This is a genomic window from Streptococcus sp. HMSC062H02 (assembly GCF_001813005.1).
Taxonomy (GTDB): domain Bacteria; phylum Bacillota; class Bacilli; order Lactobacillales; family Streptococcaceae; genus Streptococcus; species Streptococcus oralis_S.
Genome location: NZ_KV811101.1, coordinates 39,791 through 58,948, shown reverse-complemented (window position 1 = coordinate 58,948; position 19,158 = coordinate 39,791). Strand labels below are relative to the sequence as shown.

The 19,158-nt window shown below is 41.4% G+C and carries 26 protein-coding genes; 21 read left to right on the top strand and 5 right to left on the bottom strand.

The window, feature by feature from the left end; genetic code table 11:
• The 10 genes from HMPREF2885_RS03275 to HMPREF2885_RS03230 all read left to right on the top strand — a co-directional run.
• The coding region (locus HMPREF2885_RS03275) for an SSURE domain-containing protein (protein WP_186822448.1) at nucleotides 1-956 on the top strand (956 nt) is incomplete at its 5' end.
• 80 nt (nucleotides 957-1,036) lie between these two features.
• A complete protein-coding gene (locus tag HMPREF2885_RS03270; RefSeq protein ID WP_070657054.1) occupies nucleotides 1,037-1,735 on the top strand; it encodes a response regulator transcription factor in 699 nt (232 codons plus the stop codon).
• Entirely contained in the window at nucleotides 1,732-2,766 is a 1,035-nt protein-coding gene (locus HMPREF2885_RS03265) for a sensor histidine kinase (RefSeq protein WP_070657052.1), read from the top strand. Before HMPREF2885_RS03270 ends, HMPREF2885_RS03265 begins: the two co-directional genes overlap by 4 nt.
• A 202-nt stretch (nucleotides 2,767-2,968) precedes the next feature.
• Nucleotides 2,969-3,580, top strand: a complete 612-nt coding sequence (gene rpsD / locus HMPREF2885_RS03260; protein WP_000092756.1) for a 30S ribosomal protein S4 — start codon at nucleotides 2,969-2,971, stop codon at nucleotides 3,578-3,580.
• A gap of 566 nt (nucleotides 3,581-4,146) precedes the next feature.
• A complete protein-coding gene (locus HMPREF2885_RS03255) occupies nucleotides 4,147-4,329 on the top strand; it encodes a hypothetical protein (RefSeq protein WP_044020075.1) in 183 nt (60 codons plus the stop codon).
• A gap of 65 nt (nucleotides 4,330-4,394) precedes the next feature.
• Nucleotides 4,395-4,610: a hypothetical protein gene (locus HMPREF2885_RS03250; protein WP_070657050.1), complete on the top strand. Its 216-nt coding sequence runs from the start codon at nucleotides 4,395-4,397 to the stop codon at nucleotides 4,608-4,610.
• A 72-nt stretch (nucleotides 4,611-4,682) separates the two neighbouring features.
• Nucleotides 4,683-4,910, top strand: coding sequence for a 16S rRNA processing protein RimM (locus HMPREF2885_RS03245; RefSeq protein ID WP_070657056.1), 228 nt, complete (start codon nucleotides 4,683-4,685; stop codon nucleotides 4,908-4,910).
• 112 nt (nucleotides 4,911-5,022) lie between these two features.
• A complete protein-coding gene (locus HMPREF2885_RS03240) occupies nucleotides 5,023-5,304 on the top strand; it encodes a hypothetical protein (protein ID WP_070657048.1) in 282 nt (93 codons plus the stop codon).
• A 345-nt stretch (nucleotides 5,305-5,649) separates the two neighbouring features.
• Nucleotides 5,650-6,456, top strand: coding sequence for a hypothetical protein (locus HMPREF2885_RS03235; RefSeq protein WP_083307399.1), 807 nt, complete (start codon nucleotides 5,650-5,652; stop codon nucleotides 6,454-6,456).
• 21 nt (nucleotides 6,457-6,477) lie between these two features.
• Complete coding sequence (locus tag HMPREF2885_RS03230; RefSeq protein ID WP_070657044.1) at nucleotides 6,478-7,725, top strand: toxic anion resistance protein; 1,248 nt, start codon at nucleotides 6,478-6,480, stop codon at nucleotides 7,723-7,725.
• Nucleotides 7,726-7,761: 36 nt separating this feature from the next.
• Here HMPREF2885_RS03230 and HMPREF2885_RS03225 read toward each other — a convergent pair whose 3' ends face one another.
• The 3 genes from HMPREF2885_RS03225 to rpmF all read right to left on the bottom strand — a co-directional run bounded on the left by HMPREF2885_RS03225 (nucleotide 7,762) and on the right by rpmF (nucleotide 8,705).
• Complete coding sequence (locus HMPREF2885_RS03225; protein ID WP_070657043.1) at nucleotides 7,762-8,283, bottom strand: HXXEE domain-containing protein; 522 nt, start codon at nucleotides 8,281-8,283, stop codon at nucleotides 7,762-7,764.
• Nucleotides 8,284-8,357: 74 nt separating this feature from the next.
• Entirely contained in the window at nucleotides 8,358-8,507 is a 150-nt protein-coding gene (gene rpmG / locus HMPREF2885_RS03220; protein ID WP_001265622.1) for a 50S ribosomal protein L33, read from the bottom strand.
• Between the two features lie 15 nt (nucleotides 8,508-8,522).
• Nucleotides 8,523-8,705, bottom strand: a complete 183-nt coding sequence (gene rpmF, locus HMPREF2885_RS03215; protein ID WP_000290417.1) for a 50S ribosomal protein L32 — start codon at nucleotides 8,703-8,705, stop codon at nucleotides 8,523-8,525.
• Nucleotides 8,706-8,935: 230 nt separating this feature from the next.
• On the opposite strand from rpmF, the gene ilvD reads away from it, so the two are divergent.
• Nucleotides 8,936-10,639 carry a dihydroxy-acid dehydratase gene (gene ilvD / locus HMPREF2885_RS03210; protein WP_000137343.1) on the top strand — a complete coding sequence of 568 codons (1,704 nt, stop codon included), beginning with the start codon at nucleotides 8,936-8,938 and terminating at the stop codon, nucleotides 10,637-10,639.
• 165 nt (nucleotides 10,640-10,804) lie between these two features.
• Here ilvD and HMPREF2885_RS03200 read toward each other — a convergent pair whose 3' ends face one another.
• Entirely contained in the window at nucleotides 10,805-11,146 is a 342-nt protein-coding gene (locus HMPREF2885_RS03200) for a metal-sulfur cluster assembly factor (RefSeq protein WP_070657041.1), read from the bottom strand.
• 167 nt (nucleotides 11,147-11,313) lie between these two features.
• On the opposite strand from HMPREF2885_RS03200, the gene hisS reads away from it, so the two are divergent.
• From hisS to HMPREF2885_RS03150, 10 genes are all read left to right on the top strand, one after another.
• Nucleotides 11,314-12,594: a histidine--tRNA ligase gene (gene hisS / locus HMPREF2885_RS03195; RefSeq protein WP_070657039.1), complete on the top strand. Its 1,281-nt coding sequence runs from the start codon at nucleotides 11,314-11,316 to the stop codon at nucleotides 12,592-12,594.
• Between the two features lie 143 nt (nucleotides 12,595-12,737).
• The gene (locus HMPREF2885_RS03190) at nucleotides 12,738-12,944 is read left to right on the top strand and encodes a helix-turn-helix transcriptional regulator (RefSeq protein WP_000916943.1); all 207 of its coding nucleotides are present in this window, start codon (nucleotides 12,738-12,740) and stop codon (nucleotides 12,942-12,944) included.
• Nucleotides 12,941-13,129 (top strand): hypothetical protein, encoded by a 189-nt coding sequence (locus HMPREF2885_RS03185; protein ID WP_001046120.1) that lies wholly within the window; start codon nucleotides 12,941-12,943, stop codon nucleotides 13,127-13,129. Before HMPREF2885_RS03190 ends, HMPREF2885_RS03185 begins: the two co-directional genes overlap by 4 nt.
• Nucleotides 13,116-13,313: a hypothetical protein gene (locus tag HMPREF2885_RS03180; protein WP_033583605.1), complete on the top strand. Its 198-nt coding sequence runs from the start codon at nucleotides 13,116-13,118 to the stop codon at nucleotides 13,311-13,313. Before HMPREF2885_RS03185 ends, HMPREF2885_RS03180 begins: the two co-directional genes overlap by 14 nt.
• A gap of 2 nt (nucleotides 13,314-13,315) precedes the next feature.
• Nucleotides 13,316-13,666 carry a PspC domain-containing protein gene (locus HMPREF2885_RS03175; protein ID WP_049549813.1) on the top strand — a complete coding sequence of 117 codons (351 nt, stop codon included), beginning with the start codon at nucleotides 13,316-13,318 and terminating at the stop codon, nucleotides 13,664-13,666.
• Nucleotides 13,667-13,679: 13 nt separating this feature from the next.
• Nucleotides 13,680-14,414 carry a DUF3169 family protein gene (locus tag HMPREF2885_RS03170; RefSeq protein ID WP_000730199.1) on the top strand — a complete coding sequence of 245 codons (735 nt, stop codon included), beginning with the start codon at nucleotides 13,680-13,682 and terminating at the stop codon, nucleotides 14,412-14,414.
• Nucleotides 14,415-14,423: 9 nt separating this feature from the next.
• Nucleotides 14,424-15,065, top strand: a complete 642-nt coding sequence (locus HMPREF2885_RS03165; protein ID WP_049549814.1) for a CPBP family intramembrane glutamic endopeptidase — start codon at nucleotides 14,424-14,426, stop codon at nucleotides 15,063-15,065.
• A gap of 17 nt (nucleotides 15,066-15,082) precedes the next feature.
• On the top strand, nucleotides 15,083-15,301 hold the full coding sequence (locus HMPREF2885_RS03160) for a hypothetical protein (protein WP_000832178.1): 219 nt from the start codon (nucleotides 15,083-15,085) through the stop codon (nucleotides 15,299-15,301).
• Nucleotides 15,302-15,452: 151 nt separating this feature from the next.
• Complete coding sequence (aspS, locus tag HMPREF2885_RS03155; protein ID WP_070657037.1) at nucleotides 15,453-17,216, top strand: aspartate--tRNA ligase; 1,764 nt, start codon at nucleotides 15,453-15,455, stop codon at nucleotides 17,214-17,216.
• Complete coding sequence (locus HMPREF2885_RS03150) at nucleotides 17,194-18,135, top strand: YitT family protein (RefSeq protein WP_000806299.1); 942 nt, start codon at nucleotides 17,194-17,196, stop codon at nucleotides 18,133-18,135. Before aspS ends, HMPREF2885_RS03150 begins: the two co-directional genes overlap by 23 nt.
• A gap of 33 nt (nucleotides 18,136-18,168) precedes the next feature.
• Here the strand turns inward: HMPREF2885_RS03150 and HMPREF2885_RS03145 are convergent, their stop codons facing one another.
• A complete protein-coding gene (locus HMPREF2885_RS03145) occupies nucleotides 18,169-19,155 on the bottom strand; it encodes a LacI family DNA-binding transcriptional regulator (protein WP_070657036.1) in 987 nt (328 codons plus the stop codon).
• Nucleotides 19,156-19,158: the final 3 nt, after the last annotated feature.

Below are 19,158 nucleotides of genomic sequence, written 5' to 3'. Positions count from 1 at the left end.
TATTGCCACTTGAAGGCTTGGCTAAAGGCCAATATTTCTACGAAGTGGATTTGGCTGGCACCCAAGGTAAATCAGATAAAGAGCTTCTTGATTTCTTGAAACAAAACGGCACTCAAAGCTATAAAGCTACTATCAAGGTGTACGGTGCGAAAGATGGTAAGGCTGACTTGAGCAATCTGGTAGCGACTAAAGATTTGACTGTTAATTTGAATGGTTTGACCACACCAAATCAGGTTAAAGAGTCTGTTGTTAACAATGTCAAAGACATGATTGATGTTCCAGCTAGCTACCTTGATAAGGCTAAGGTTCCTGGACCTTTCTTGGCCGGTGTCAACCAGGTTATACCATACGAAGCTTTTGGTGGAGATGGTATGTTGACTCGCCTCTTGTTAAAAGCCTCAGACAAAGCCCCTTGGTCAGACAATGGAATGGATAAAAATCCTGCTTTATTGCCACTTGAAGGCTTGGCTAAAGGCCAATATTTCTACGAAGTGGATTTGAATGGCAATACGGTTGGCAAAGATGGTCAGGCCTTGCTGGAGCAACTTCGAGCTAACGGAACCCATACATATTCAGCTACTATTAAAGTCTATGGCTCTAAAGATGGCAAACCTGATTTGACCAATCTGATTGCTACTCGTCAAGTAACGATTCAGCTTCGTGGAAAAGAAATGGCGACAATACCATCTCAACAAGGTCAGATGAATACGAAGCCTTCTGAAACAGGCTCTACAGGTACGACTGATGGTATGATGGGTACAAATCACCATATGTCAGATATGAAAGTAGATCAACCAGCTTCTGGCCCAATGGCTAATATGATGAAAAAAGATGTTAAAGCGATGCTACCAAATACTGGTGAAGCTCAAACGGCTACAGCTGGACTTGGAATCCTTGGCCTAGCCTTGGCAGGTTTTGTTGGATTTTTGGGTTGGAAAACCAAAAGAGAAGATTAAGGTTCAAATCATTTAAACATTACGGAAAATAGTGTTATACTAAAGCAAGTATAACACTGTTTTTGTCAAAGGAGTGTCAGATGAAAAAGACAATTTTGTTGGTTGATGATGAGATAGATATTCTAGATATTCAAAATCGCTATCTTTTACAGGCAGGTTACGATGTTTTAGTTGCCCATGACGGTAAGGAAGGATTAGAACTTTTTAGAAAAAAATCTATCGATCTCATTATCACAGATATCATGATGCCTAATATGGACGGTTATGATTTCATCAGCGAAGTTCAGTATATTGCTCCTGATCAACCCTTTCTCTTTACAACTGCTAAGACAAGCGAACAGGATAAGATTTATGGATTAAGTTTGGGGGCAGATGATTTTATAGCTAAACCGTTTAGCCCACGGGAATTGGTTTTGAGAGTGAATAATATTTTGCGCCGCCTTAGTCGAGGCGGAGAGACCGAGCAGATTGAGCTTGGTGACTTAGTGATCAACCATGTGACTCATGAGGTTCGTATTGGGGAACAGTCTTTGGAATTGACAGTGAAATCTTTTGAACTTCTATGGATATTAGCCAGCAATCCTGAGAGAGTCTTTTCAAAGACTGAACTTTACGAGAAGGTATGGCAAGAGGACTATGTAGATGATACCAATACACTCAATGTTCATATCCATGCTTTGAGACAAGAGTTGAGTAAGTATACGAATTTAAACACTCCTGCTATCAAAACTGTTTGGGGATTGGGCTATAAGATGGAAAGACCAAGAGGTAGAAAATGAAATTAAAAAACTATATTTTAGTGGGGTATCTAGTGTCGACTCTACTAACGATTTTGGTCGTTTTCTGGGCAGTCCAACGGATGTTGATCGAGAAAAGTGAAGTTTACTTTCTAGTTGGAATGACCTTGATTGCTAGTTTCATTGGCGCTGCAGTGAGCATCTTTCTTTTGTCGCCTGTGTTCTCTTCTCTGAAACATTTGAAAAAACAAGCTCAGGATATAGCAAGCAAGGATTTTAGCACAGAAATTGAAACCAAGGGACCATTAGAATTTCAAGAACTGGGCCGGGCTTTTAATGACATGTCCCACAAATTGCAGGCTACCTTTCAATCACTTGATGAGAGCGAGCAAGAAAAGAGAATGATGATTGCGCAGCTCTCTCATGATATTAAAACTCCCATTACCTCCATTCAGGTTACTGTGGAGGGAATTCTAGATGGAGTAATTAAGGAAGAGGAGCGGCTCCACTACTTAACCACGATTGGTCGGCAAACCGAGCGTCTAAACAAGCTAGTAGAGGAATTGGATGTTTTGACTCTTAACACCCAACCTCAAGATACTGCTGATGAAGAAGTCGAAGAGGTCTTTTTAGATCAGCTGTTGATTGAGTCAATGAGTGAATTTCAACTCCAGATTGAACAAGAGGAGCGAGATGTTTACATTCAAGTGTCACCTGAGTCGGCGAAAATCAAGAGCCATTCTGACAAACTTTCTCGCATTTTGGTTAATTTGTTAAACAATGCCTTTAAATATTCAGAACCAGGAACCAGAATCGAGGTTCTTGCCCAATTAACAGAACAAGAGCTGAGAATCAGTGTGAAAGACGAGGGACAGGGAATCCTTCCTGAAGATTTGGAAAAGATCTTTAAACGACTTTATCGTGTAGAAACTTCACGCAATATGAAGACAGGTGGGCATGGATTAGGTCTTGCGATCGCACGCGAACTAGCCCATCAGCTTGGTGGCGAAATCACAGCAGAAAGTCAATATGGCTTAGGAAGCAAGTTTACATTCAGCCTCAATTTGAAATAAAGGCGTAAAATCCCTTTACAAATATAGCTTTTCATGGTACAATAGCCTTTGTGTGAAATAGCAGCAGGAAAGCATGAAGCTCGTCAACAGGTGTCTTATGACAAGTAACCTTGGCTGTTTAGGCGAAGGGCATCTGCACGAATCAGGGCTTTCTAAGTGACTATTTCCACCGAAATATTATTTATATCAGGAGGACATTCACATGTCACGTTATACAGGACCATCTTGGAAACAAGCTCGTCGCCTTGGCCTTTCACTTACAGGTACAGGTAAAGAATTGGCACGTCGTAACTACGTACCAGGACAACACGGACCAAACAACCGTTCTAAATTATCAGAATACGGTTTGCAATTGGCTGAAAAACAAAAACTTCGTTTCACTTACGGTGTAGGTGAAAAACAATTCCGTAACTTGTTCGTACAAGCTACAAAAATCAAAGGCGGAATCCTAGGTTTCAACTTCATGCTTCTTTTGGAACGTCGTTTGGATAATGTTGTTTACCGTCTTGGCCTTGCGACTACTCGTCGTCAAGCTCGTCAATTCGTAAACCACGGTCACATCCTTGTTGATGGAAAACGCGTTGATATCCCATCATACCGCGTAACTCCAGGTCAAGTGATTTCAGTTCGTGAAAAATCATTGAAAGTTCCAGCAATCCTTGAAGCAGTAGAAGCTACTCTTGGACGTCCAGCATTCGTATCATTCGACGCTGAAAAATTGGAAGGTTCATTGACTCGCTTGCCAGAACGCGACGAAATCAACCCAGAAATCAACGAAGCACTTGTCGTTGAATTCTACAACAAAATGCTTTAATTTTAGGATATGTGATACAGAAAGCCTACAACAGTGGGCTTTTTGCTTTGTCTTAAAAGGTTGATTTCTGGGTTTGTTCAGTTATAAACTTTTTAGTGCAGTTTCATAGAACGAAACTGCTTTTTGGGCGTTCATTTTTGAGAGGTAAAAAGAAGCATGACTCTCCCACAGCAATAGAGCTTTTAGGCGGGAAAACCACACTTCTTTCTTGGATTAATTTTACATCATTTTGACTTAAAAAACAAATAGAGGCGTCCCACCTCCTACCGCAGAAAGATCTGTTTCAAGGGGAGATGGAAAACCTCTATTCATTAAATAGATTATAATCGAAAAAATGAATTGACGCAAGTATATTTAAAGCCCACCCATTGGTGATAGTCGGTTCCTTTGCATGCTATAGCATACGACATTTTACAAGGAAAATAAAGTAGTAAGCTAGTCTAATGGAGTATCTGTAGTACTTTAGCAAACAAGGTGTGCTATAATGCTTTTAACAGGAACTAAAAGCCATTAGTAAATAACTAATATTGGGTCATATTGTTCCGCTGTTAGAGAGAAGGAACTCAATGAAACTATGGGAATGTGTTGATAAGAATGTTCGCCTTATTTTAGAAGATGGGACTTCCATCAAGGGCAGGGTGGTTGATTGGTTTGATGGTTATGATTTAGATGGTCCTGACGAATTAGTCATAGGTGATCGCTCATATCCTGAAGATATTATCAAGAAAATCAAAATTATTAGGGTTTAGTTCAACCTAGGCGATTTTATCGACTAGCATAAGAACTATCGAAAAAATAGCAGAGAGGAAAATAAATGAGTAGGCAACTATGGAACTACCTACGCTCAAGAGTTCAGGTAGTCACTAATGACGGCAAGATAATCAAGGGACGTGTCATAGACTTTGTTGACGAAATGGACAATGATGAGCAAGATGAAATCACTATCCTCATTGACAATCCTAGCCCTGCTGAAGCTACTGAAATTTCTCTCTTTGAGAGTGAGGTTCTCTCGATTGAAACAATCTCATAGGACTTAGAACAATCTAGGTGCTTTTACCTGCCTTATTTGAAAGAAAATACTATGGAAAAGGATTTAGTTTATATGGCGATATTAGATGATTTACAAGCCTTATATGACAATGGTTGGGACGCCTCTTTTGATTATAATGGTCAAGTATGTGGGATTTTTCCTAACTCTGTTCATGACATAAGAGTGGTGATTGGAGATAAAGAATATCAGGCATCGTCATTCATTGATCTGATTTCTTTAAAAATTGGAGATAACACTTTAATAGAAATTATGGATGGAATTGAAGTGCAGTATTATTAAAATAAAAATCACGCTTGATGAATGAATCGCACCCCAAAATTAGATTTTATTTGTTAAATTTTTGGAACGTAGTTCAATATGCTACAACGCTCTTATTAGGAGGAGATGGGTAATGGGATATAGTCAACAAGTATTAGACATGCTAAAAAGAGGAGTAGATGGTGATGTTGAGGCTTACTATGGTTTTTTTCTTGAACTTACTGCTAAATTAGGCGAAGATGATGCTTTTGCTGATGGTTTGATAGCGGAAAATGAGCCTCTTTTTGATCTTATCAATGATGAACCAATGTATTATTTTTATGTTGAAGAAGATACAGAGGATAAAGAATTGTGTAGGAGATTTCTTGAACCATACTACAACAAAGCAAAACAGTTAGTAAACCATAGCGCTTAGAACAATCTAGGCCTTAGACAGAAAAGTAAAATAAAAATCACCTTTGACAGGTGCAATTTACTTGCTTACTGAACTCATCAATGACGCATCGCTATCTAAATCCAGCAAGATAACAAAATGCCTTAAGATAAGACTTTATATTGCAAGAAGCCTACAATAGTGGGCTTTTTGCTTTGTCTTAAACCGTTGATTTCTGGGTTTAGGCATTGTCGGAAGGAGTGCTTTTAGTCATCGAGAATCTTTCTAGCTATAGTATAAAGAAATCCGTGTTTTAGGTGACTTTTCCGCCCTCATTTTCAGCTTTTGTGCTAAAATAGATTTATAAACTTAAGATAAGGAATGTTTATGAAATCGGGTAATGTATTATTGAAAGGATGCCTTTATTTCTGGGGTGGCTTGTTTTTACTAGGTCTCTTGGTTCAGGTAGCTCTGCCTTTGGCAATTTGTGGCTTGATAGGTTTCGGGGCTTATCTAGTCTATAAGCGTTGGTGTTATCCTCTTTTGAAGGATCGTTCTTTGGAAGATCAGATTGAGCTTTTAAAAGCGCGTATTCGTCAGGCCGATAAAGATATCCAGCAGTTAGAAGAGACTTTGTCTGAAAAAGGATCAGCAGCCTATAAAAGCCTAGCTAATCAGGTCTTGATTGAACTTCAAGAAATTCATCAAGAGGCTAATCGTTTAAAATCTTATATTGACGAAGCTGTTTATAGTCGCATTGATAAAAAGGTTCGCTCAGTAAGGGCGACCATAGACGTCCAGCTAGAGCGACTAGAAAGAGAGAGTCTGGTAGACATCGAAAATAAGGAGCCCGAAGAATTGGCGCCTGAATTGTCTCAGACTTTGGCAAATATTGCTGCGGACCATCAAGCGATTCTCGACAAAATCGAGTCATCGGATGTTGGAGCCAAAGAAGAGCTGACGGCCATCCATAGTTTAAAAATGGAGAAATTCCAAACGATTTTAGAGGGCTATTTAAAGATTAAGGCAAATCCCAAAAATTATAATCGGGCGGAAGAACGCTTGGAACAAGCTAAAGCAGCCATCGAACAATTTGACCTTGAGCTAGACCAAGTTTTGAGAGAACTCAATGAAACAGATATGCGCGATTTTGATATTAGCCTGCGTATCTTGGGAAAAGATCGCAAAGAATAGGGTAGACACAAAGGAGTAACCATGACAGAATTTAATTTTGATATTGATCAGATTGCTAATAATACAGTGGCCAAAGTGGACAAGACAACCGAAATCATCGAGACCAATACAGGCTCAGCCCAGACGATTACTTTTCTTGAAAAGCTAAGCCCTGAGCAACAAGAGCAAATCAAGGAGCGCGTGCCTCAATTGGTGGATCAGTTTGTCACAGACCAAAATGCTCTCTTGGACTTTGGTCAATCAGCGGTGGAAGGTGTCAATGGTACGGTTAACCGTATTTTGACCGAGCAGAAGAAACTGCAAATTCCTCAGGTGGATGATCTGCTGAAAAATACCAATCGTGAGCTCCAAGGTTTTGTAGCCAAATATAAGAATGCTGAAATTGCAGAATTGGAAGAAAAGCCAAACTTTTTGCAAAAATTATTTAAAAAAAGTCAGAACAGTCTGCAAGAATTTTATTTTGACTCAAAAACAGTTGAGCAAAAGCTAGATGGTATGGCTGCTGCTGTGGTCAAGCAAGAAGATGTGCTGGCGCGAAATATTGTTTCTGCTGAAATGCTGATTGAGGACAATACCAAATCCATTGAAAATCTAGTGGGAGTAATTTCCTTTATCGAGGCCAGTCAGGCAGAAGCTGGGAATCGTGCTGCTGAATTGAAGACTCAAGTAGATCAACTAGATTCAAGTACGGTAGAATATCAAACCAAGTCCCAAGAATTAGCTCGTATGGCAGAAGTGGTCAATACACTGGAACAACAACATACAGAGTATGTTAGCCGCCTTTACGTAGCTTGGACGACGACTCCACAAATGCGTAATCTCGTCAAAGTTTCATCGGACATGCGCCAAAAATTGGGCATGCTTCGTCGCAATACCATTCCAACCATGAAGCTTTCGATTGCCCAACTTGGTATTTTGCAACAATCGATGAAATCAGGTGTCGTGGCAGATGCCATTGTCAATGCCAACAATGCTGCCCTTCAGATGCTAGCTGAAACCAGCAAGGAAGTGATTCCGCAGATGGAACGAATTGCCCAAAGTCCAACAGTAGCTGTTGAATCCGTCACCAAACTTGCTGAAAGTCTAGTCGCTCAAAACCAAGGTATCGTTGCTGCCATTGAGTTGGGATGCCAGAAACGTGCTCAACTAGAAACAACCATCGTCAAATCCGCAGAAATGATCAACGATTCTGTTAAACTCCGCGATGAGAAAATCGTCCAAGCCCTTCTAGACCAAGGAAAGGCTGCTCAGAAAGAAGTACAAGAATAAAAATAAATCCTCTGCAATGTAGATTTGCAGGGGATTTTATTCGTTTTTATGAACAAGCCAGGCGGAATACTTTTTCCCAAGCCAGAGAGCAAAGAGGAGATTGATGACGACGATGCCTGAACCGACCAGTGAAAATAGGAAAAATTCGCTAGTCGAAACTCGCCACAAATGTACGATGTCTGTAATAAAATAAGCACTGACAGGAAAACAAAGGATAGAAGTGATTAGAGCAGGGATATACTTACGGAGAAGAATTGATTGTCCAATATGGAGCAAGAGATGAAGTGCAAAGGCCACAAATCCTCCTAACCAAACTAATTTGAGCGTTCTAGATTGAGTAAAATACGCAAATAAAGTGATGGATAAGACAAGAATAAATTCCTCAAAAACAGCAAGGGCAAATCCCTCTGTTGTAATTCCTTTGTGAATCTTGAGAATAGCTGGAGCCTTTTGAGCCAGCAAGGTTTCGTTGAGATGAATCCAAGGGACAAGACCGATAATTTCTTCCATATCGTGAAAGATAAAGAGTAGCGGGAACATCCAAAGATAAAATGCCATAAATCTCTCCTGAAAAGCTATAGATTGCTAACCAATAAAGCAAAAAACGCCCAGTAAGGCGTTTTGAGTTATGCTTATTTAACCTCGGTGAACACTACGTGTTTGCGAAGTTTTGGTGAGTATTTCTTCAATTGAAGACGGTCTGGAGTGTTACGTTTGTTTTTAGAAGTAAGGTACAAGCGTTCACCAGATTCTTTGTGTTCAAGTGTGATATTTACGCGCATGGTATCTCCCTTCTATTATTCGGCTGATGCAGCTTTAGCGATCTTACGTCCTTTGTAGTATCCTTTAAGTGATACGCGGTGAGAACGTGAGTAATCTCCAGTAGTTTCGTCAAAGTTTACAGATGGAGCTGTTACTTTGTAGTGTGTACGACGTTTGTTTTTCTTCGCTTTTGACGTGCGACGTGCAGGTACTGCCATTTTGATTTCTCCTTTAGGTATTTAAATTCGATTCAATCTACTGATTTTCATCAACCATACTAGGATAACACATTTTTTTTGTAAAGTAAAGTTACTTGACAAAAAAAGATGAAAAAATTAAAAGGTCATTAACCAGATTAATCGAAATTTTCTGAAAATTCAAGAATTTTCTTCTGTTCATTGCCTTTAAAATGTGCTATAATAGTAAAAACTGAAACGGGAGGGATAAGATGACTGAATTAGATAAACGTCACCGCAGTAGCATTTATGATAGCATGGTTAAATCACCAAACCGTGCTATGCTTCGAGCGACTGGTATGACAGATAAGGACTTTGAAACACCGATTGTGGGAGTGATTTCGACTTGGGCGGAAAATACACCATGTAACATTCACTTGCATGATTTCGGGAAATTAGCTAAAGAAGGTGTCAAATCTGCAGGTGCTTGGCCTGTACAGTTTGGAACCATTACCGTAGCGGACGGGATTGCCATGGGAACGCCTGGTATGCGTTTCTCTCTAACATCTCGTGATATCATTGCGGACTCTATCGAGGCGGCGATGGGTGGTCACAACGTCGATGCCTTCGTTGCTATCGGTGGCTGCGACAAGAACATGCCTGGTTCTATGATTGCTATTGCCAACATGGATATTCCAGCTATTTTCGCCTATGGTGGTACTATTGCACCGGGAAATCTTGATGGCAAAGATATTGACTTGGTTTCTGTTTTTGAGGGAATCGGAAAATGGAACCACGGTGACATGACAGCTGAGGACGTGAAACGTCTTGAATGTAATGCCTGCCCTGGCCCTGGTGGCTGTGGTGGTATGTATACAGCTAATACCATGGCGACTGCTATCGAAGTTCTCGGTATGAGTTTGCCAGGATCTTCATCTCACCCAGCTGAATCAGCCGACAAGAAAGAAGATATCGAAGCAGCAGGACGTGCTGTTGTTAAGATGCTGGAGCTTGGTCTCAAACCATCTGATATCTTGACTCGTGAAGCCTTTGAAGATGCCATCACTGTAACCATGGCTCTCGGTGGTTCTACAAATGCCACTCTTCACTTGCTTGCCATTGCCCATGCGGCTAATGTTGATTTGTCCCTTGAGGACTTCAATACGATCCAAGAACGTGTGCCTCACTTGGCCGACTTGAAACCATCTGGTCAGTATGTCTTCCAAGACCTTTACGAAGTCGGTGGTGTCCCTGCGGTTATGAAATATCTCTTGGCAAATGGTTTTCTTCATGGCGACCGTATCACATGTACTGGTAAGACAGTCGCTGAAAACTTGGCTGACTTTGCAGACCTTACACCAGGCCAAAAAGTCATTATGCCACTTGAAAATCCAAAACGTGCAGACGGTCCGCTTATCATCTTGAACGGGAACCTTGCCCCTGATGGTGCGGTTGCTAAGGTATCAGGTGTTAAAGTTCGTCGTCACGTTGGACCAGCTAAGGTCTTTGACTCAGAAGAAGATGCTATTCAGGCCGTTCTGACAGATGAAATCGTTGATGGCGATGTAGTCGTTGTCCGTTTCGTGGGACCTAAGGGTGGTCCTGGTATGCCTGAAATGCTGTCACTTTCATCTATGATCGTTGGTAAAGGTCAAGGAGACAAGGTTGCCCTCTTGACGGATGGACGCTTCTCTGGTGGTACTTATGGTCTGGTTGTCGGACATATCGCTCCTGAAGCTCAGGATGGTGGACCGATTGCTTACCTCCGTACAGGTGATATCGTTACGGTTGACCAAGATACCAAAGAAATTTCCATGGCCGTATCCGAAGAAGAACTTGAAAAACGCAAGGCAGAAACAACCTTGCCACCACTTTACAGCCGTGGTGTCCTCGGTAAATATGCCCATATCGTATCCTCTGCTTCACGCGGAGCTGTGACAGACTTCTGGAATATGGACAAGTCAGGTAAAAAATAAACTCATACTCTTCGAAAATCTCTTCAAACCACATCAACATCGCCTTGCCGTACTCAAGTACAGCCTACGGCTAGTTTCCTAGTTTGCTCTTTGATTTTCATTGAGTATCAAAAAGCAAGCCATCTTCGGCTTGCTTCTTTTTATCTTCAAAAGTGATTTGCCTCATTAACGAGGTGGCAGTCCAAGGGCAATACGGCCGTAGCGGCTGATTCGTGTGATCTTCCAGGCAGGCGACCAGGTAACTTCAACCTTGACATCTTCGATACCTTCGATTTGTTTCAGACCTGCAACGATTTCGATAGGCAAACTTTCGGCGCAATCGCAGGCGGTGTCGGTGAAGGTCATGACAATCTTGCAGAGACCCGTTTCATCCAGATTGATTTCATAAATCAGTCCTAGATTGTAAACATCCAATTCCACATCTGTATCAAAAACCTTCTCTAGTTTTTCGATAATTTGGTCTTGCAAGTCCAAAGCGCGGTCATTGATTTTGATATCGTCTCTCATAACAGTCCCTCCACGTGATAAATATCCTCTATTTTCTCATAATTCTGACAATTTGGCAAGTTTTTGATGAATTTTCTGAAAAGACTCTCTTGCGATTTTCTCCTCTCACTGTTTTAATCCCTTTATTTATGGTAAAATAAGACTATTAAGTTTAAAGAGGATTCCCTATGAAATTACAAAAACCTAAAGGAACGCAGGATATTTTACCTGCTGAGTCTGCCAAGTGGCAGTACGTTGAGGGCTTTGCCCGTGAAATTTTCAAGCGCTATAACTATGCAGAAGTGCGCACGCCTATTTTTGAGCATTACGAGGTCATCAGCCGCTCTGTTGGAGACACAACCGATATCGTTACCAAGGAAATGTACGATTTTTATGACAAGGGTGACCGCCATATTACCCTCCGTCCAGAAGGAACTGCGCCCGTTGTTCGTTCCTATGTGGAAAATAAACTCTTTGCCCCAGAAGTGCAAAAGCCAAGTAAGTTCTATTACATGGGCCCTATGTTCCGCTATGAGCGTCCACAGGCAGGTCGTTTACGCCAGTTCCACCAGATTGGTGTCGAGTGCTTTGGTTCTAGCAATCCAGCTACCGATGTGGAAACCATCGCTATGGCGGCTCATTTCTTGAAAGCGATTGGCATTCAAGGTGTTAAATTGCACCTCAACACTCTTGGAAATCCTGAGAGCCGTGCGGCTTATCGTCAGGCCTTGATCGACTATTTGACACCGATCAAGGAGACCTTGTCGAAGGATAGCCAACGTCGTTTGGAGGAAAATCCTCTCCGTGTCTTGGACTCTAAGGAAAAAGAAGACAAGGTGGCAGTAGAAAATGCACCGTCTATCTTGGATTTCCTTGATGAAGAAAGCCAAGCTCATTTTGATGCCGTCCGTCAGATGTTGGAAAATCTGGGTGTAGACTATATCATCGATACCAATATGGTGCGCGGTCTGGACTACTATAACCACACCATTTTCGAGTTTATCACTGAGATTGAGGGCAATGATTTGACAGTCTGTGCGGGTGGTCGTTACGATGGTTTGGTTGCTTACTTTGGTGGTCCTGAAACTGCTGGATTTGGATTTGGCCTTGGTGTAGAGCGCCTGCTTCTCATTCTTGAAAAGCAAGGTGTGGCCCTCCCTATCGAAAACGCTCTAGATGTTTATATCGCAGTCTTGGGTGAAGGAGCAAATGTTAAGGCCTTGGAATTGGTACAAGCCCTTCGCCAACAAGGATTCAAAGCAGAGCGTGACTACCTCAACCGGAAGCTTAAAGCTCAGTTCAAGTCAGCCGATGTCTTTGCGGCTAAGACTCTCATCACGCTAGGGGAGAGCGAAGTCGAAAGCGGACAAGTGACGGTTAAGAACAACCAAACACGAGAAGAAGTTCAAGTGTCACTTGATGCTATCAATCAAAATTTCTCAGAAATCTTTGAAAAATTAGGCTTTTAATAGTAGAAAAACCGGTCAGGACCTTACTCCTGACCGTTTTCTTTTGCAAAATGACAAAAATCATAAACTTTTTGACAAATATACTTGTCAAAAAGAAAAAGATGTGTTACAATATAAGCAAGTTAAGAGTAAAGGAGAAAGGAATGCTTAAAAATCGTTTAAAAGAGCTTCGGGCTCGCGATGGTCTCAATCAGACCGAACTTGCCAAGCTAGCAGGAGTTTCCAGACAGACCATCAGTTTGTTAGAACGGGATGAGTACACCCCATCCATCGTTATTGCCCTGAAGATTGCTCAGATATTCCATGAGCCAGTCGAGTCAGTCTTTCGTATAGAGGAGGATGAGGAATGAATAAGTATAAAGTAATTTATTATATGAGTGTTTTTGCCTTTATTGTGAATGCTTTTGCTATGATTGGAACATTACTGGGTTGGTTCTATTTTGTTGAAAGTAAGTATTTGTTTTGGATTAATTTAGTCCTCTTGTCCATTTTCAATCGGTTGAAGAAAAAGGAGAAAAATGATGAACAAGTATAAAGTAATCTATTATGTAGTTGCCATAGCTCTATTAGTCAGCGTATTTCTACTGATTGGGATGGACCTAGGCTGGTTTAATCCATATCAAAGCGACCAATTTGTTTGGACCTACTTTGCTCTCATCCCAGTAGTTGACTGGATTGAAAAGAAATCCAAAAATCTAGCAAGTGAAAAAGGAGAATGAATATGAAAAAGTTTTTAGCAGGTTTTCAAGTCGATACTGAGCACAAAGAACTTGCGGGTGTTTGTGCAGGTTTAGGAAATTATTTTAACATTCAAGCCAATATCGTTCGTTTGGTGACAGTCTTGCTGTTTCTCTCTTCGACAGAGATTGGGATTATAACAGTAACTCTCTATGCCTATCTAGCAGGTTGGCTTGGCAATGAACCCTTGGGAGATGGAGCAAAAAAAGCTAGAAACCAAGCTATTCTCTTGTTTGCTGTTTGTTTGATTTTGGTGTCACTTGGAACAGAAGGTTTGGTCGCTATCTTTGAGTCAGGTAAAGCCTTTGGTCAATGGTTGGTTGGATTAGTTTAGAAAGAGGATGAATATGAAAAAGAAACGTGGATTGTTATTTTTAATGGCTTTGATCTTGGGAGGCTTCTTGGGCATGTTTGCAGGGATGTTTAAGGCCTATACCGAAAACTATGGAACCATTTTAGATGTCAAAATCGTGATTCCATGGATATCATCTATTTGTTTACTGTTAGGTTTCATTAGTATGTTTTTGACTTTCGATTTCTTAAAGAAAAGCAGAAAATTTCACTCCTTGTATCAAGAGGAAATGGATGATGATCTGAATGAAACCTATTATGTACAAATGTATCGTAATCTCGAGTTTGGAACTATTGCTTTTAATAGTGCAGGCGTAGCGATTTTTTTGGCTCTTTTCATCTCAGGTAGTGAAGTAATTGTACTAAATATCAGCTATATAACCTTATCTCTTTCTTTTTTGGCATTAGTGATGATTTTCAGTGCTCAAAAATATCTCTATAAGACCATTGCGATCGTTCGTCAGTTTGATTTGGAATTCTTCTCTACACCAAAAGATGTCTTGGACTATATAAACTCCTACGATGAAGGGGAGCGCAAGGCTAATTTAGAACAGAGTTTTCGAATTTTATTCCAATTAAACCAGTATGTCCTGCCAACTCTCTATTTTCTAATCGTTCTCTTTTCCTTACTGACAGGAGAGATTCAGTTACTAGCCTTCTTGCTTGTAGGAGCGATCCATATTTATATCAATGTGATGCAATTACCTATGGTAAAACGTTATTTCAAATAGGAGTCTTTTATGAAATTACTTAAAAATCTTGGCTGGCTTCTTCTAGCTGTCCTATCCTTTTACTTTGGCTATGGTCTGATTCAGAGTATGGCTTTATCAGCGCTTGACCTAGGGGCTTCGATCTTTGGAGTCCTGCCACTTTATATCGTCCTGTCAGGAGCCTATGTTTATGGAGTTTACAGATGGTATCAGACAGAAAAGGTTAGCATCCAGACGACGGCTTTTAATCGTTATATTTGGTTGCCAACTCTGGTTTTGCTAGTGGCTATTGCAGCCCAGTTCTTTTTGCCAGAAGATCCGTCAGTCAATCAACAAATCGTATCACAACTGACAGTTGCTCAGCCTGTCTTTGGTTTCTTTATGGTGGTAGTCTTTGCTCCTCTGACGGAAGAACTCATCTTTAGAGGGATGCTGGCGCGCTATCTCTTTCCTAAGCAGAACAACAGCAAACAGACAGCTCTGTTTCTCCTCGTATCAAGTGTGCTTTTTGCCTTGATTCATTTTCCAGGGACTTTGCAACAGTTTTTAGTTTATGCTAGTCTGGGATTGAGTTTGGGACTGGCTTATGTAAGCCGAAAAGGTCTTCTTTACAGCATTTCTCTCCACGCTTTGAATAATTTAATCGGCTTTTTGATGATACTCATGCTATAATAGAGTCAGGAGGTCACATGAAACGAGTAATTTTATTAGCAGTGATACAGGCGGTCGTTCTCTTCTTTATCATCGGGGCACTTGCCTATGCCTTTAAAGGCGACTTCTTTTACAACTATCTAGCGGTTGTCTTTGCGCCTATTGCAGGTGTCTTGCGTTTTGCGACAGCTTATGCGACGGAGATTGTTCTACCTAAAAAGGCAGCTGAGATTGCTGAAAAGCGTAAAAAAGGTTAAGAATCATAATCAGAGAATCCGATGACGTTTTCATCGGATTTTTTGTCTGTTCGTTTTGATTTCTAAAGACAATCAAACTTTTCTGCTGATTTTCATGAAGAGCCTGCGCTTTTATGGTAAAATAGTAACAGAATAAAAGAGGAGAGAAAACATGAAACGTAGTATGTATGCTGGTCGTGTTCGTGAGGAACATATCGGACAAGAAATTACTTTGAAAGGATGGGTTGGCCGTCGTCGTGACTTGGGTGGTTTAATCTTTATCGACCTTCGTGACCGTGAAGGAATCATGCAGTTGGTTATCAACCCTGAAAAAGTATCTGCAGAGGTCATGGCAACAGCTGAAAGTCTTCGCAGTGAGTTTGTCATCGAGGTGACTGGACAAGTCGCTGCGCGTGAGCAAGCTAATGATAAATTGCCGACTGGTGCAGTTGAGTTGAACGTGACAGCTTTGACGGTGCTTAATACAGCCAAAACAACGCCTTTTGAGATTAAGGATGGGATTGAGGCCAATGACGATACACGTTTGCGTTACCGTTACCTTGACCTTCGTCGTCCAGAAATGCTAGAAAACCTTAAGCTTCGTGCCAAGGTGACCCACTCTATCCGTAACTACTTGGATGAGTTGGAGTTTATCGATGTGGAGACACCATTCCTTTCTAAGTCAACGCCAGAAGGGGCGCGTGACTATTTGGTGCCATCTCGTGTCAATAAAGGGCATTTCTACGCTCTTCCTCAAAGTCCACAAATTACTAAGCAACTCTTGATGAATGCTGGTTTTGACCGCTATTACCAAATCGTTAAATGTTTCCGTGATGAGGACTTGCGTGGTGACCGTCAGCCTGAGTTCACCCAGGTCGACTTGGAAACATCCTTCCTTACGGAGCAGGAGATCCAAGATATTACAGAAGGATTGATTGCGCGCGTGATGAAAGAAACCAAAGGCATTGACGTGACGCTTCCATTTCCTCGTATGAAATACGATGATGCGATGGCTCTTTACGGTTCTGACAAGCCTGATACTCGTTTTGATATGTTGCTTCAGGACTTGACAGAAGTGGTCAAGGGTGTTGATTTTAAAGTCTTCTCAGAAGCACCTGCTGTTAAAGCCATTGTGGTCAAAGGAGCTGCGGACAACTACTCACGTAAAGACATCGACAAGATGACCGAAGTAGCCAAACAGTACGGTGCCAAAGGTCTTGCTTGGGTTAAGGTTGTTGATGGAGAATTAAACGGACCAGTTGCCAAGTTCTTGACTGACATTCAAGCAGAATTGACTGCAGCACTTGGTCTTGAAGATAAGGATTTGGTTCTATTTGTGGCGGATACGCTTGAAGTGGCCAATGCAACACTAGGCGCCCTTCGTGGCCGTATCGCCAAAGAGCTTGGCTTGATTGATAACGATAAGTTCAACTTCCTTTGGGTAGTTGACTGGCCAATGTTTGAATGGTCTGAAGAAGAAGGTCGCTACATGAGCGCCCACCATCCATTTACTCTTCCACAGGAAGAGACAGCTCACGAATTAGAAGGTGATTTGGCTAAGGTTCGTGCCATTGCTTACGATATCGTCTTGAACGGTTATGAACTTGGTGGTGGTAGCCTTCGTATCAACCAAAAAGACCTTCAAGAACGCATGTTCAAAGCACTTGGTTTTTCAGCTGAAGAAGCCAATGACCAGTTCGGCTTCCTTCTTGAAGCCATGGACTATGGTTTCCCACCACATGGTGGTTTGGCTATCGGGCTTGACCGTTTTGTGATGCTCTTAGCAGGAGAAGAAAATATCCGTGAAGTCATTGCCTTTCCTAAGAACAACAAGGCAACCGACCCAATGACACAAGCTCCATCAACAGTCGCTCTCAAACAACTAGAGGAACTCAGCTTACAAGTAGAAGAAGATGAAACAAGCAAAACGAATTAAGCGATGGCGCTATTATCTGCGCCGCTTTGCTTATCAGATAAAAATCTTACGAGTTTTACAAAGTATCTCTCGGGAAAAATATGATGAGAAAGTCTCGGCTTCTCTGGTTTATGGCTTTTTGTCAGCAGTAGCAGTCAATTTCTTTTTTCAACCAGGACACGTTTACTCCAGTGGTGCGACGGGTTTGGCACAGATTATCTCTGCTTTGAGTAATCACTGGTTTGGTTTTTATATTCCGATATCGCTGACCTTTTATGCCATCAATTTTCCGTTGATGATTTTGGCTTGGTATCAGATTGGGCATAAGTTTACAATCTTTACCTTTATCACAGTATCCATGAGTTCCCTCTTTATCCAGCTTGTGCCAGTTGTGACCTTGACAGAGGATCCCATCATCAATGCTCTTTTTGGGGGTGTTGTCATGGGCTTGGGGATTGGTTTTGCACTCCGTAACAATATTTCTAGCGGAGGTACAGATATCGTCAGTCTCACCATTCGAAAGAAAACGGGTAAGAATGTCGGCAGTATTTCTTTCTTGGTAAATGGAACCATCATGCTGATAGCAGGTCTGACCTTTGGTTGGAAATACGCCCTCTACTCTATGATCACCATTTTTGTATCGAGCCGTGTGACAGATGCAGTCTTTACCAAGCAAAAACGCATGCAGGCTATGATTGTGACCAATAATCCTGATAAGGTAATTGCAAAAATCCATAAAAAATTGCACCGTGGCGCTACCATGATCCACGATGCAGAAGGAACCTATAATCATGAGAGAAAAGCAGTCTTGATTACGGTCATCACACGAGCAGAGTTTAATGATTTTAAACACATCATGAAACAGGTTGATCCGACAGCCTTTGTCTCTGTATCCGAAAATGTCCACATCCTAGGACGATTCGTAGAAACAGACAATTAATAATACTCAAAAGACCAGCCTTGAGGCTGGTCTTTATTTTTCGATAATTTTGTGCCCAATCAACTGGCGGTAACAAATCTGTTTATTGTTTTTGGCATCGTTAATAATCTGGAGAATGGTTTCAAAGGAAACGCGCCCGAGTTCTAAGCTATTGATATCCACATAGGCTGCCAAGTTCAGTTTAGGGTTGACCGAGTCAAAGCTGAGGACAGGGACATCCAGTTGGTGTTTTGCGATGTAATCACAGACCCCTGCAGCAAGAAGGCTATCAATAGTAATAATAGCATCAATATTTGGATCATGTTCGAAGAGAAGTTTACTAAAGCGATAACCATTATCTTCAAGAAATTCGGTCGCAAAGTAGGTCAGATTTGGATCAATAGGAAGTTGGTATTGTTTAAGAGCTGACTCATAACCCATTAGACGATCTTGTGTTACGAAAAGTTTTTTGGTTCCTCCGATAAAGGCAATTCGCTTGCATCCTTTTTTGATGAAATATTCTGTTGCATCAAAACCTGCCTGGACATTGTCATTATCGACGAGCGGAATGAAGGGAGATAGGGATTTACCTAAGATAAGGAAAGGAAATTGCTCATCTGCTACTAGCTTAACCAAAGGATCTTCTTCTTGGGCATAGAGGAAAATCAAACCATCTACACGCTTACCATAGACCATCTGGGAAATAGCTTTGAGCCGCTCTTTTGCATCTTTCCCCGTTGCAATCTGAATAGCATAGTGGTTCTCAGATGCCACTTGGGCGATCCCTCGTAGAACAGATGGGAAGAAAGGATTTTGGTAAAAGGCATCCGAGTCGTCAGGGAGCACCAGGCCGATAACCTGAGTATAGCTACTTACCAAGCTACGAGCATTGAGGTTGGGATGGTAGTTGAGCTCCTTCATAGCCTTGCGCACTCGTTTTTTGGTTTCATCACTAATCGTTGATTTATTTTGAATGACGCGGGTAACAGTGGAAGGTGAGACACCTGCTGCTTTAGCCACATCTTTAATCGTCACGGGCATAAA

Excerpts from the sequence above, each read along its gene's own strand:
- HMPREF2885_RS03270 (WP_070657054.1), top strand. The coding sequence starts at position 1,037 with ATGAAAAAGACAATTTTGTTGGTTGATGATGAGATAGATATTCTAGAT.
- HMPREF2885_RS03265 (WP_070657052.1), top strand. The coding sequence starts at position 1,732 with ATGAAATTAAAAAACTATATTTTAGTGGGGTATCTAGTGTCGACTCTA.
- rpsD (WP_000092756.1), top strand. The coding sequence starts at position 2,969 with ATGTCACGTTATACAGGACCATCTTGGAAACAAGCTCGTCGCCTTGGC.
- HMPREF2885_RS03255 (WP_044020075.1), top strand. The coding sequence starts at position 4,147 with ATGAAACTATGGGAATGTGTTGATAAGAATGTTCGCCTTATTTTAGAA.
- HMPREF2885_RS03250 (WP_070657050.1), top strand. The coding sequence starts at position 4,395 with ATGAGTAGGCAACTATGGAACTACCTACGCTCAAGAGTTCAGGTAGTC.
- HMPREF2885_RS03245 (WP_070657056.1), top strand. The coding sequence starts at position 4,683 with ATGGCGATATTAGATGATTTACAAGCCTTATATGACAATGGTTGGGAC.
- HMPREF2885_RS03240 (WP_070657048.1), top strand. The coding sequence starts at position 5,023 with ATGGGATATAGTCAACAAGTATTAGACATGCTAAAAAGAGGAGTAGAT.
- HMPREF2885_RS03235 (WP_083307399.1), top strand. The coding sequence starts at position 5,650 with ATGAAATCGGGTAATGTATTATTGAAAGGATGCCTTTATTTCTGGGGT.
- HMPREF2885_RS03230 (WP_070657044.1), top strand. The coding sequence starts at position 6,478 with ATGACAGAATTTAATTTTGATATTGATCAGATTGCTAATAATACAGTG.
- HMPREF2885_RS03225 (WP_070657043.1), bottom strand. The coding sequence starts at position 8,283 with ATGGCATTTTATCTTTGGATGTTCCCGCTACTCTTTATCTTTCACGAT.
- rpmG (WP_001265622.1), bottom strand. The coding sequence starts at position 8,507 with ATGCGCGTAAATATCACACTTGAACACAAAGAATCTGGTGAACGCTTG.
- rpmF (WP_000290417.1), bottom strand. The coding sequence starts at position 8,705 with ATGGCAGTACCTGCACGTCGCACGTCAAAAGCGAAGAAAAACAAACGT.
- ilvD (WP_000137343.1), top strand. The coding sequence starts at position 8,936 with ATGACTGAATTAGATAAACGTCACCGCAGTAGCATTTATGATAGCATG.
- HMPREF2885_RS03200 (WP_070657041.1), bottom strand. The coding sequence starts at position 11,146 with ATGAGAGACGATATCAAAATCAATGACCGCGCTTTGGACTTGCAAGAC.
- hisS (WP_070657039.1), top strand. The coding sequence starts at position 11,314 with ATGAAATTACAAAAACCTAAAGGAACGCAGGATATTTTACCTGCTGAG.
- HMPREF2885_RS03190 (WP_000916943.1), top strand. The coding sequence starts at position 12,738 with ATGCTTAAAAATCGTTTAAAAGAGCTTCGGGCTCGCGATGGTCTCAAT.
- HMPREF2885_RS03185 (WP_001046120.1), top strand. The coding sequence starts at position 12,941 with ATGAATAAGTATAAAGTAATTTATTATATGAGTGTTTTTGCCTTTATT.
- HMPREF2885_RS03180 (WP_033583605.1), top strand. The coding sequence starts at position 13,116 with ATGAACAAGTATAAAGTAATCTATTATGTAGTTGCCATAGCTCTATTA.
- HMPREF2885_RS03175 (WP_049549813.1), top strand. The coding sequence starts at position 13,316 with ATGAAAAAGTTTTTAGCAGGTTTTCAAGTCGATACTGAGCACAAAGAA.
- HMPREF2885_RS03170 (WP_000730199.1), top strand. The coding sequence starts at position 13,680 with ATGAAAAAGAAACGTGGATTGTTATTTTTAATGGCTTTGATCTTGGGA.
- HMPREF2885_RS03165 (WP_049549814.1), top strand. The coding sequence starts at position 14,424 with ATGAAATTACTTAAAAATCTTGGCTGGCTTCTTCTAGCTGTCCTATCC.
- HMPREF2885_RS03160 (WP_000832178.1), top strand. The coding sequence starts at position 15,083 with ATGAAACGAGTAATTTTATTAGCAGTGATACAGGCGGTCGTTCTCTTC.
- aspS (WP_070657037.1), top strand. The coding sequence starts at position 15,453 with ATGAAACGTAGTATGTATGCTGGTCGTGTTCGTGAGGAACATATCGGA.
- HMPREF2885_RS03150 (WP_000806299.1), top strand. The coding sequence starts at position 17,194 with ATGAAACAAGCAAAACGAATTAAGCGATGGCGCTATTATCTGCGCCGC.
- HMPREF2885_RS03145 (WP_070657036.1), bottom strand. The coding sequence starts at position 19,155 with ATGCCCGTGACGATTAAAGATGTGGCTAAAGCAGCAGGTGTCTCACCT.